The organism is Sporosarcina sp. resist, from assembly GCF_014302295.1.
GTDB classification, from domain to species: Bacteria; Bacillota; Bacilli; order Bacillales_A; family Planococcaceae; genus Sporosarcina; species Sporosarcina psychrophila.
On the sequence record NZ_CP060287.1, the window covers coordinates 3,472,586 to 3,485,136 of the forward strand.

The 12,551-nt window shown below is 42.8% G+C and carries 8 protein-coding genes; all 8 read right to left on the bottom strand.

Annotated features, from left to right (window positions below):
* Positions 1–319 precede the first annotated feature (319 nt).
* Positions 320–4,642, bottom strand: coding sequence for a PolC-type DNA polymerase III (locus H7992_RS17005; RefSeq protein ID WP_370569894.1), 4,323 nt, complete (start codon positions 4,640–4,642; stop codon positions 320–322).
* A gap of 214 nt (positions 4,643–4,856) precedes the next feature.
* Positions 4,857–6,563 carry a proline--tRNA ligase gene (locus H7992_RS17010; protein ID WP_187045375.1) on the bottom strand — a complete coding sequence of 569 codons (1,707 nt, stop codon included), beginning with the start codon at positions 6,561–6,563 and terminating at the stop codon, positions 4,857–4,859.
* A gap of 180 nt (positions 6,564–6,743) precedes the next feature.
* On the bottom strand, positions 6,744–8,003 hold the full coding sequence (gene rseP / locus H7992_RS17015) for an RIP metalloprotease RseP (protein ID WP_187045376.1): 1,260 nt from the start codon (positions 8,001–8,003) through the stop codon (positions 6,744–6,746).
* 43 nt (positions 8,004–8,046) lie between these two features.
* A complete protein-coding gene (locus H7992_RS17020) occupies positions 8,047–9,195 on the bottom strand; it encodes a 1-deoxy-D-xylulose-5-phosphate reductoisomerase (RefSeq protein ID WP_187045377.1) in 1,149 nt (382 codons plus the stop codon).
* A 16-nt stretch (positions 9,196–9,211) separates the two neighbouring features.
* Positions 9,212–10,006, bottom strand: a complete 795-nt coding sequence (locus tag H7992_RS17025) for a phosphatidate cytidylyltransferase (protein WP_187045378.1) — start codon at positions 10,004–10,006, stop codon at positions 9,212–9,214.
* Positions 10,003–10,797, bottom strand: coding sequence for an undecaprenyl pyrophosphate synthase (locus H7992_RS17030; protein WP_187045379.1), 795 nt, complete (start codon positions 10,795–10,797; stop codon positions 10,003–10,005). Before H7992_RS17030 ends, H7992_RS17025 begins: the two co-directional genes overlap by 4 nt.
* A 249-nt stretch (positions 10,798–11,046) precedes the next feature.
* Positions 11,047–11,604, bottom strand: a complete 558-nt coding sequence (frr, locus tag H7992_RS17035) for a ribosome recycling factor (RefSeq protein WP_067211177.1) — start codon at positions 11,602–11,604, stop codon at positions 11,047–11,049.
* Positions 11,604–12,329 carry a UMP kinase gene (gene pyrH, locus H7992_RS17040; protein ID WP_067211178.1) on the bottom strand — a complete coding sequence of 242 codons (726 nt, stop codon included), beginning with the start codon at positions 12,327–12,329 and terminating at the stop codon, positions 11,604–11,606. Before pyrH ends, frr begins: the two co-directional genes overlap by 1 nt.
* Between the last annotated feature and the right edge of the window lie 222 nt (positions 12,330–12,551).

Sequence of the window (12,551 nt, forward strand, 5' to 3'; positions counted from 1 at the left end):
AAGATTAGGTAGATTTAATTCACTACAAAATCTGTGGCATCCGCCGGAGGCTCTAACTTTATTTGATGAAAGCCTGAACTTCTACCAAATAAAATTAAAAAACAGTACAGAACAACAGAAAAGAGCGGGAAATCCCACTCTTTTTGCGCAAGACTATTACAAAAGTTGTTCCCATCATACCATACGATATTTGCTGGTGCAAACAAACCGAACAAGAAGAGTTCGGTTTGTTTGCATAATTCCAGCTTCCTTTGCGGGGATTATACAATAGATGTTAAACAACGCTACATATTGTATTTCGAAAAACCCAGCAAAAATCCTAGAAGAGGGACAGCTGATTCGCATCAGGCATACCTTCCAAACAACCTAATGCGTCCATATACTCGACAATTGTCTTCGAAACACGGCCGCGCTGTTGGAAATCTTCTTTCGAAAGAAATTCTCCGTCTTTCCTTGCTTCAACAATTGAATTCGCAACGTTCGTTCCAAGAGAAGGAACTGAATTAAATGGCGGAATCAGTGTATCGCCTTCAATAAGGAATGTTGTTGCGTCGGATTTATACAAATCTGGTCTTGCCAATGAAATACCGCGCTCCCACATTTCCAGCGCAATTTCAAGTACCGTGAGCAAGCTCTTTTCTTTCGGCGTTGCATCAAGCCCTTTTGCATTAATCTCTTTAACTTGCGCTCTAACCGACGCAGACCCCTTCGTCATCGTCAGTAGATCGAAGTCCGTTGCCCGTATTGTGAAGTATGTTGCATAGTACAGAATTGGATGATGCACTTTGAAGTATGCGATGCGTAGCGCCATCAATACATAGGCAGCTGCGTGTGCTTTCGGGAACATGTATTTAATCTTTTTACAAGATTCAATGTACCAGTTAGGTACGCTTTGAGCTTTCATTTCCGCTTCAAACTCCGGTGTCAACCCGCGGCCTTTACGGACAAATTCCATAATCTGAAAGGCCATCGACGGATCTAGCCCTTGATAGATCAGGTACACCATAATATCATCACGACAACCAATAACGTCTTTCAATTCGCAAGTTTTGTTCTGAATCAATTCCTGGGCGTTGCCGAGCCAAACGTCCGTACCATGAGACAATCCGGAAATTTGAATCAGTTCCGAAAACGTCGATGGCTTCGTTTCTTCAAGCATCTGCCGTACGAATCTTGTCCCAAACTCAGGCACACCAAGCGTACCCGTCTTACAACCGATTTGCTCCGGAGTGACGCCAAGCGAAGTTGTACCGCTGAATAATTCCATGACGCCTTTATCATCCGGTGGAATCGTAAGTGGATCAATGCCGGATAAATCCTGCAACATTTTAATCATTGTCGGATCATCATGACCAAGAATATCGAGTTTCAACAAGTTATTGTCAATGGAATGGAAGTCAAAATGAGTCGTCTTCCAACTCGAATTCAAATCATTCGCCGGAAACTGAATGGGTGTAAAATCGAATATATCCATATCATCCGGAACAACGATAATTCCGCCGGGATGCTGCCCCGTATTCCGTTTAACGCCTGAACAACCTTGTACCAGTCGATCAATTTCAGCGCCACGGAAGTTCAAATTATTATCATTCATATAGCCGCGTACATAGCCATAGGCGGTCTTCTCAGCGACTGTTCCAATCGTCCCTGCACGATAAACAAAATCTTCACCGAACAGTTCCTTCGTATAATTATGAGCATGTGCTTGATAATCACCACTGAAGTTGAGGTCAATATCGGGAACTTTATCCCCGTTAAATCCAAGGAAAGTTTCAAACGGGATATCCTGACCATCTTTTTTGAACGGCGTTTCGCATGTTGGGCACATTTTGTCTGGAAGATCGTAGCCAGAACTGACAGATCCATCATCGAAAAACTCGGCTACCTTACAGGTCGGACAAATATAATGTGGCGGCATTGGATTTACTTCGGTGATTTCCATCATCGTAGCAACAAGCGACGAACCGACAGACCCCCGAGACCCAACCAGATACCCTTCATCTAGCGATTTCTTCACGAGTTTATGCGAAATAAGGTAGATAACCGCAAAGCCGTGACCAATAATCGATTTTAGTTCTTTTTCAATACGTGCTTCGATGATTTCCGGCAATTGCTCACCATAGATTCCGTGCGCCATCGAATACGTCAGTTCACGTACTTCTTCATCCGCACCTTCGATTGTAGGGGTATAAAGATCATCTTTGATTGGCTTTACGTTACCGATTCTTTCTAAAATTGCATGCGGGTTGTCGATGACTATTTCTTCCGCGACTTCTTGACCTAGAAACGCAAACTCTTCCAGCATCTCATCCGTCGTCCGGAATTGGACCGCCGGTAGCGAATGCCTGTTCATCGGATTGGCTCCACCTTGTGATCTGACAAGTACTTGGCGGAATGTTGCATCCGTTTCATCAATGTAATGGACATTTCCAGTTGCACAAACGGGTAAACCAACCTTTTTTCCAAGCTTGATTAGTTTCCGCATTATGTCTTCCATATTCCACTCATCGCGAATCAATTCAAGTTCAAGCAAATGCGAATAAACTGGTTTGGGATGGACTTCAAGGTAATCATAAAACTTCGCAATTTCCTCTACTTCTTCCATCGGTTTCTGCATAAGCCCCTCGAACACTTCACCTTTATCACAACCAGAGCCAACAAGCAGCCCTTTACGGTATTTAACTAGCAATGAACGCGGAATACGCGGAATACGGTAGAAATAATCCATATGTGAGTACGAAACAAGTTTGAACAGGTTTTTCAATCCTTCATCATCCACCGCTAAAAGTGTACAATGCGATGGACGGGACCGTTTATAGACGTCACCTTCACCAATATGGCGGTTAAAGTCATCCAAGTATTCGATGCCTTTGCTTTCCGCATCTTTTAACAAACGAAGGAACAGATGTGCAGTCGCTTCGGTATCATAGATTGCTCGGTGAGCCTGAGTCAGTTCGATTCCGAACTTTTTCGCTAACGTACCAAGCCTGTGATTACCCATTTCTGGGTACAAGAAGCGGGCCAGTTCGAGCGTATCGATAACCGGATAGGCCGCGGCTTCCAAGTCCGCCTTTTTACATGCTTGATAAAAGAAGCCCATATCGAATTTCGCATTATGGGCAACAAGAATCGAATCGCCAATAAATTCGACGAAATCTTTCGTGACATCCTCAATTTCCGGTGCATTTTTTACCATTTCGTCGGTAATTCCCGTCAATCTGGTCGTTGTCGATGATAGCGGATGATGCGGATTTGAGAATCTTTCGAACGTCTCAATAATCTCACCATTTTTCACTCTGACTGCAGCCAGCTCGATGATTCTGTCATACACAGCGGAAAGTCCTGTCGTCTCAACGTCAAATACTACAAATGAATCATCTTCAAGCTTTCTATGCTGTTCATCAAAAACGATAGGCACTCCGTCATCCACTAGATTTGCTTCTAGTCCGAAAATGACTTTCACACCATGTTTTTTTCCAGCGTTATACGCCTCTGGAAATGATTGAACGTTCGCGTGATCTGTAATTGCGATTGCGGGGTGTCCCCATTTCGCCGCTTGTTCAACAAGTGCAGATGCAGATACAACGGCATCCATCTGACTCATCGTCGTGTGTGCATGCAGTTCAATCCGTTTTCGGTCCTTCGGCGCCTTGTCTTGTCTGATAATAGGAGACACTTCCATAACGTCTTGAGCCATCATAATAAGATCCCGTACGAACGTATCGTTTTGGATACCGCCGCGGGCTCGAATCCATGTCCCTTTTTTCAGCGCCTTCATCATTTCCGCATCTTCGTTATCACGCGAGAACATTTTAACAAGAATTGAATCCGTGTAATCTGTTACTTTAATCGTCAACAGTGAGCGTCCACTCCGCAGTTCACGAACATCCGTATCAAACACATAGCCTTCTATTGTCACGCGACGTTCTTCGTCCTGAATTTGCTGAATTTCGAGCATAGGCTCATCTGGTTTAATTGGCGTTCCGAGACGGAATGGTCCAGATACAGTGCCACTTTCTTTCTGGGATGTTTCCCTTAGTTTTAAATCTTCAAGCGCTTTTTTACCATACGCTTCCTCTTCCGCTAGCCGTTGCGCCATAAATGCTTCACGGGCAGCTTCCGCTCCGCTATCTTCATCTGTCAATTTGAAATCGACGACAGGCCGCGGAAATCCGAATGATGTATACACATCCGTGATGAGTCCAGCATATTTGCCTTTCATCATTTGTAGTTCCAAATCATTCGTACAAGAAAGCGTCATTTTACCACCCGTCATGACCGGCTTTTGTCCAATAAGAAGTTCTCTGATTGGCGGAGACATATCACTCAACTCTTCGATGATAAATGGCCAATAATCCGTTAGTAATTGCCCATCTACTTCCTGGTTTCTGGATGTAATATGAAGCTTAACCCTCGCAATTGCCGCAAATGTTTTATTGATACGTTGCGAAAACACTGTATAGACATCTACTGGTAATGGCTTGTCGAGCGTTAAATTAAATTGCCACACTCTTGATTTTCGGTGAATGTTCACACGGTTAAGTTCCGCATGTTCAAAGTGAATGACATATTGATCATCTGTCATCTCGATTTGTTGCAGCAAGATATATAGTTTATTTATAGCGTCCATAAGCCTCTCCAATCCTTCATCAGTAAGAAAAGCGCAAGGCGCCGTCTGGACGCGACAGGCATAAGTCGATCCAGGGACGTGGCGCTCTTTGCCACATAGCTAGATTGCTTATGACCGAGCGGCTGGCGCCTGGAGCTAGACACTGTTCTAGGTCAAAAAACACATTCTTTCTTAATCTTTCGAAAAAGAAGGGAAGTACCGACATGCGGCCTTCCCTTCTCAATAGTTATTCAGCTGTGAAAAATGCTTGTAACTTTTCAGTTAGTTCTTCTTTTTGCCATTCAGCAGTTTCCCCGGTTTGTCTGAATTTGATTTCGACAATTCCTTCTGAAGCTCTTTTCCCGATTGTAATGCGAATCGGTAGACCAATTAAATCTGAATCTGCGAATTTAACGCCTGCACGTTCAGGACGATCATCATACAGGACATCATATCTGTAAGATTTTAGAACACTATATAATTCGTCAGCCAATTCTTTCTGACTTTCATCTTTAAGATTTACGGCAATTAGATGGACATCAAATGGCGCAATCTTCTTCGGCCATTTCAATCCGTACTCATCATTGAACTGTTCCGCGACAGCTGCAAGTATACGTGATACGCCAATGCCATAACAGCCCATGATGTACGGTTTCGATCTGCCGTTTTCATCAAGGAATGTTCCGCCCATCGGTTCACTATATGTCGTACCTAATTTGAATATATGTCCAAGTTCAATTCCTTTGGCAAACTTAATGGTACCCTTGCCATCCGGAGACGCGTCTCCTTCGAGGATGAAACGAAGATCTTCATAGCGATCCACAGCAAAATCACGTTCTGGATTGACATTTGTCAAATGGAAACCGTCTTCGTTTGCTCCGCATACACCGTTGACGATTGATGCGACTGAGTGATCTGCAATCACTTTAAGATCAAGAGGAAGTTTAACTGGCCCGATTGAACCAACCCCACAAGAAAGAAGCTCAGTAACATCACCTTCAGCTGCGAACTCAACTTCTGAGGCACCAAGTACATTTTTCAACTTAATATCATTGATTTCATGATCTCCACGACAAAGGACTGCGATTAGCTCATCATCTGCTTTGAAGATAAGTGTCTTAATAAGACGAGTTGCATCGACATTCAGGTATGAAGCAACTTCGCTGATTGTTTTTTGATCAGGCGTTGCGACTTTTTCTACTTCCCGCAATGCTTCATCCAGTTTTTCATAGTTGACATTCACTTCAGCCATTTCAATGTTAGCTGCATATGAGGAAGAATCACTATATGCAATTGTATCTTCACCAATGTCAGACAGCGCCATGAATTCATGTGTATCTGTACCACCGATTGATCCACCGTCTGCCATAACTGCACGGAAATCAAGCCCAAGCCTTGTAAAGATATTCGTATAGGCTTGCATCATTTCCTGGTATTTCTCATCAAGACTTTCTTCCGTCGCATGGAAGGAATACGCATCTTTCATGATGAATTCGCGTCCTCGCAGAAGTCCGAAACGTGGACGCTGTTCATCCCTGAACTTCGTCTGTATTTGGAACATTGTCAGTGGTAGCTTCTTATAAGATTTCACTTCATCGCGAACAAGTGAAGTAATTACTTCTTCATGAGTCGCACCGAGGGCGAATTCCCTTTTATGCCGATCAGTCATTCTGAATAGCTCAGGACCATATGAGTACCATCTGCCAGTTTCCTGCCACAGTTCCGCTTGTTGCATAGCAGGCATAAATACTTCTACAGCTTCGACTGCTTCCATCTCTTCACGGATAATTGTCTCGACTTTTTGAAGTACTTTCTTTCCCAAAGGTAGGAATGAATAAATTCCACTTGTATTTTGTCGGATAAAACCTGCGCGTAAAAGTAATTGATGTGATTTTACATCGGCATCAGAAGGTACTTCACGCATCGTAGGTATGAATGTTCGCGATTGTTTCATCTATGTTCCCACCTTAAGTATTGTTTTTGGAATTCCTTGGTATATAGGTCAATATAAAGAATCCCATTTAATTCGCTACGGCGCTCAGAGATACGTGCCGACCTAAGCCAAGTTGCATCGGTTCTGTCGATAAAGGCACTACAGCGCTTGTCGGGGCTAAACGGCGCCTTGCGCTTTTCTTTAAAAGAAAAAGCGCTGTATATCATTCCAGGTTACTATAAGCATAAGTAACATCAACAGAACAATCCCTACAAAATGGACCATTCCTTCTTTTTGTTTGGCGATTGGCTTACCACGAATTGCTTCAAACAGGAAGAATAATAACCTTCCGCCGTCAAGTGCTGGCAATGGCAACAAGTTCATAATCCCCAGGTTAATGCTTAAAATTGCCGCCCAGTTCATGAGACTATATATACCGTGCTGCGCCACTTCCCCAGTAGCTTGGTAAATACCTACAGGACCTGATAAGGCGTCGAATGACAATTGACCTGTTACGAGCATTCCGAGTAATTCGGCAATTCTTTTAAACCATACAATTGTTTCTTCTACCCCATACTGAACTGCTTTTAACGGACCTTTCACTACTGGGCTTGTATACTTCACGCCAATCTGGCCGTATTCTTTACCTTTTTCTTCAAGTGTCTTTGGTACAACATCCATCATCACCGAATCACCGTTACGATCCACTTCAAGCTGGAGCAGTACACCGGGACTATTTTGAATGATTTCAGCAAACTCCTGCCATGTTTCGATGGGTTTGCCATCGACCACTTTAACGAAGTCTCCATCTTTCATACCAGCAACCTGTGCAGGATCACCGCTAACCACGTTTGTAATAACGGGTTCATATGTCGGTACACCTTGTAACAGTCCGATCGTAAGGAATATGAAAAACGCCAGAATAAAGTTAAACAATGGACCTGCAAAGATAGTCATCGCTCGACCGCCAAGAGACTTCGATTCGAATTGGCGATCATACGGGGCAATAAGTGTTTTCTGCCCCTTCTCATAGATAACCGCTTTTCTAGATACATTGTAACGGACAAGCTGCCCTTCTTCATCATAGCCTTCGATGAATAGTTCCTTTTCCAAATCAGATGACTCGGTTTCAAGGAATAGAACGTCAGGATTCGCAACATTGCGGTTCAAGTAAATCTTTTCAACTTCATTCGCAGCATTAATTAATAGACCTACACGATAACCAGCCTGTAATGCAACCGTATCAAAGTCTTCTCCTGCCATCCGGACATAACCACCAAGCGGCAGAAGTCTAACTGTATATAACGTTTCACCTTTTTGAATACCAATAATTTTAGGGCCGAATCCTATTGCGAATTCACGCACCATGATTCCAGCCTTTTTCGCAAACAAGAAATGTCCTAGTTCATGAAAAAAGACCAAAGTACCGAATACGATTATAAACGAAATAACGGTTTCCATGAAAAACCACCTTCACTGACCTCTTTGGCCGTTTCTAAAAAACTCATTCTACCATAGCATACACCATTTTTCGAGTAAGCGAATCTGTTTCCAAAATTGCTTCAAGACTCGGAGTTAGAATTGTTCGATGCGCCTCCATTACCCGTTCAATGATGTCTTCAATTTGCACAAATGGAATACGACCATTCATAAACAACGCTACAGCCACTTCATTTGCAGCATTCATGGCAGCTGGCATTGTACCACCTTCTTTACCAGCAGCATATGCAAGTCCCAACGCCTTAAAACGAACTAGATCCATTTTCTCAAAATGCAACATTCCAATTTCTTCGAGACGAAGCGGTTTCGCGTTTTGCATCGGAATCCGATCTGGATAGGTCAAAGCATATTGGATAGGTACGCGCATATCTGGTGAACCAAGTTGTGCCATGACACTTGTGTCTTCGAACTCGATCATCGAATGGATGATACTTTCCTTATGAAGCAAACAATCAATTTTTTCATAAGGCATTGCAAAAAGATGGTGTGCCTCAATCACTTCAAGCCCCTTGTTCAACATGGTCGCCGAGTCGATTGTTAATTTATTGCCCATTGACCAATTAGGATGCGCAAGAGCCTGTTCAAGCGTCACGTTTGAAAGTTCTGCCCGGGTAAGATCCCTGAAACTTCCGCCTGAAGCCGTCAAAATGAGCCTAGAAATACGTTTCGGATCTTCACCGTTCAACGCTTGGAAAAGTGCTGAATGCTCACTATCCACGGGTAAAATCGGAACACCGTATTTACGGGCTTCGCTCATAACGATTTCTCCTGCTGCGACAAGTGTTTCCTTATTGGCAATAGCGATAGTTATCCCAGCGCGGATTGCTTCAAGTGTTGGTTTAAGTCCAACACTGCCGATGACGGCATTAAGCAATATATCAGCACCCGTACGTGCCGCAACTTCAACAAGGCCTTCATCTCCGTAAACAAATTCGATAGCGGGAAATTCTGTTTTCAGCATTTCGGCATCTTCACATCTTATTACAGATATCATTTGTGGATGATGCGCTGAAGCAATTTCCCTTACACTATCGATATTCAAACCAGCTGAAAAAGATACGAGCTTAAATTTATCGGGGTTGGAACCAATGATATCCAGTGTCTGTATACCGATGGAGCCTGTAGCCCCTAGTAGACTTATTTTCTTTGTCATGTAGACACCCTTTCCCTTATCCTACAAAGTGTAGAAAATGAAGTAATGGCAGTACAAAAAGGAGACTATCGAACCTGTCTAGAATCCCACCATGACCTGGCAGGAGCTTTCCTGAATCCTTCACTTCATAATGCCTTTTTAGTGCCGATTCGACAAGGTCGCCCAATTGCCCGACAATCGATGCAATAATCGTCACAACAATAAGTATGATATATGTAGAAGCAATAGGGAAGTAGATTTGGAAGATGCAAGCAAAAACAACAGCTGACAATACACCGCCTACAAAACCTTCCACTGTCTTGTTCGGGGAGATCTCCGGCCACAATTTACGCTTACCTATTTTTCTACCTGTGAAATAGGCACCGGAATCCGTAACCCAAATTACCATCAAAGCATATACGACATATTCGATTCCGAATAATCTCGTTTCAATCAAATAATAAAACCCAATTCCGACATACAACACACCCAACACAGAAAAAGCTGCATGATCGAACGTAAATCGATTTTTAACAACAACTGTATAAATCAATAGCATAAGGACAATAGCAAATGTCATTTCGATTTTTGTATAACCAACCATTTCGAAGACGGTGCCGCTCCAATTGGCAGGCATAAGTAATATTGCAAGCGCAACCCATGTCAAAATACCTTCAATTGAAATTAATTGAATGTCCCTCATCCGTAAAAGTTCATATAACCCAATTGTTGCAATTGCATAAACTGCAATCGTGAAGGGCAACCCACCTATTACAACTAGTGGAACGAAAAAGATAAGCGCAACGATTGCCGTTAGTATCCTCTGTTTCAAACGTCTCCATTCCCTTCTACACTACCAAAACGTCTATTTCGCAATTGGAATTCTTCAATCGCATTCAGCATGCATATTTCATCAAAATCTGGCCACAACACGTCTGTAAAAGAAAGCTCGGCATATGCGAGCTGCCATAGCATGAAATTGGACAACCTGACTTCGCCGCTTGTGCGGATCAGTAAATCTGGTTCCGGTAAATGAGCGGTCATTAAATGGGATCCAATTAGTGACTCATCAATATCTTCAGGATTAATTGAGCCGTCCGCTACCAGTGCCACTATTTCTTTGACAGATTCGACAAGTTCAAGCCTGCTGCCGTAATTCATGGCAAAGTTCAATGTTAAACCGTCATTGTGCTTTGTTTCTTCAATTGCTTTACTAATTGCTTTTTTCGTATGTTCAGGCAACATATCAAAGTTTCCAATCATTTCAACCTTCACGTTTTGCTCAATTAGTTCGGGGAGGTAGGTACTAAGAAACTCTCCTGGAAGTTTCATCAAGAAATCTATTTCTAGTTTCGGTCGTTTCCAATTTTCCGTTGAGAAGGCGTAAAGTGTAAGTACTTTTACACCAAGGTCATTTGCAATACGTGTTATTACACGAACCTTTTTCATCCCTTCATGATGACCTGCAATTCTTGGTAAATTACGCCGTTTCGCCCATCTGCCGTTGCCATCCATAATAATCGCCACGTGGGCAGGGATATGCTTGCTTTTAACAGTTGTCATTCGGTCCGAAATTGAACTAGCTGCCACCACAGTTTTTTTCCCAAATATTTTTTCCAGCATATCGTTTCCTCCACTCAGCTACTATCAGAGCAAGTACATACTCTATCGTAACAAATTAGACGGTTAATTTCATTTTTTATTGCTGTTCATAAAGAACAAATGCGGAAACGCCTGTTCAGGGGCGTTGGTGTCTCGACGTGGAATAGCACCTTTCACGAATTATCCACAAGCCAAGAACTTTATAATTTCCTAAGCAAAGAAAAAGACGTCCTGAAATAAGGACGTCTCGGAATATAGAAAGTTCTTCTATCAGATTTCCATGATTTCGTTTTCTTTATCTTTTGCAATTTCATCGATTCTCACGATTTGTGAATCCGTCAACTTTTGGATTTCTTCACCATAACGGTGTAGTTCATCCTCAGTAATTGAACTACTTTTTTCAAGTTTCTTGAAATCTTCATTCGCATCACGACGAACATTACGTATCGCTATTTTTGCTTCCTCTGCTTCTTTTTTCACAGATTTCACAAGTTCTTTTCGGCGATCTTCTGTCAATGCTGGAACAGCAAGGCGGATAACGCTACCATCATTAGAAGGTGTAATTCCGATATCCGATTTCATGATTGCCTTTTCAATATCAGCAAGTATTGTCTTGTCATAGGGTTGAATGACAAGCAGACGTGCCTCAGGTACTGAAATACCAGCCATCTGTGATATTGGAGTAGGAGCACCGTAATACTCAACAGTTAATCTGTCCAGCATTGCAGCGCTTGCACGTCCTGCACGAATAGAAGCTAGTTCTCTCGTATATCCACCAATTGCTTTTTCCATACGATCTTTCGCTTGATCCATTACTTCGTTAGCCATTATAAATTCCTCCTGACGACCGTCCCGATCGATTCACCTAGGACAGCTCTCTTAATATTTCCATTTTCCATAATAGAGAATACTACGAGTGGGATATCGTTGTCCATACATAGAGTTGAAGCCGTTGAATCCATTACTTCAAGCCCTTGGTTAATGACATCCAAAAACGATAGTTCTAAGTATTTAACTGCATTCTTATCTTTAGCCGGGTCAGCTGAATAAACGCCGTCCACATTGTTTTTCGCCATAAGAATGACGTCCGCTTCAATTTCAGCTGCGCGGAGCGCTGCTGTCGTATCAGTTGAGAAATACGGATTCCCCGTACCTGCTGCAAAAATGACGACACGTTTCTTTTCAAGATGGCGGATTGCTTTGCGGCGTATGTATGGTTCCGCAACTTGTCTCATTTCAATTGATGAAGAGACACGAGTTTCAACGCCAATTTTCTCAAGTGAATCTTGTAGAGCAAGGGAATTCATAACCGTAGCGAGCATGCCCATGTAATCTGCTGTCGCACGATCCATTCCCATTTCACTGCCAACTTTACCGCGCCAAATATTTCCGCCTCCGACAACAACGGCAACTTCGACATCTAGGTCAACAACTTCTTTCACTTGTATTGCAACGTTTTTAATAACTTCTGGCGATAGACCGAAACCTTGATCACCAGCAAGTGCTTCTCCGCTTAATTTCAAGACGATACGTTTATATTTTGGATTGCTCATTTGTATCCTCCATCTATTCTTTTTTCTTAAGAAAAGCACAAGCGCCTATTATAAATGAACGCAGCCTGTAGAGGCCCACGACATGCATAAGAAGGGCCGGTGACGTGGCGTTCTTTGCACACATAGCCGGACTGGCTTATGCCCCAATCTCCTAGGCGCCTGGAGCTAGACACTGTTCCATGTTGAAAAACTTATACTTTCTTAGCTCTTGAAAAATGGGGA

Excerpts from the sequence above, each read along its gene's own strand:
- H7992_RS17010 (WP_187045375.1), bottom strand. The coding sequence starts at position 6,563 with ATGAAACAATCGCGAACATTCATACCTACGATGCGTGAAGTACCTTCT.
- rseP (WP_187045376.1), bottom strand. The coding sequence starts at position 8,003 with ATGGAAACCGTTATTTCGTTTATAATCGTATTCGGTACTTTGGTCTTT.
- H7992_RS17020 (WP_187045377.1), bottom strand. The coding sequence starts at position 9,195 with ATGACAAAGAAAATAAGTCTACTAGGGGCTACAGGCTCCATCGGTATA.
- H7992_RS17030 (WP_187045379.1), bottom strand. The coding sequence starts at position 10,797 with ATGCTGGAAAAAATATTTGGGAAAAAAACTGTGGTGGCAGCTAGTTCA.
- frr (WP_067211177.1), bottom strand. The coding sequence starts at position 11,604 with ATGGCTAACGAAGTAATGGATCAAGCGAAAGATCGTATGGAAAAAGCA.
- pyrH (WP_067211178.1), bottom strand. The coding sequence starts at position 12,329 with ATGAGCAATCCAAAATATAAACGTATCGTCTTGAAATTAAGCGGAGAA.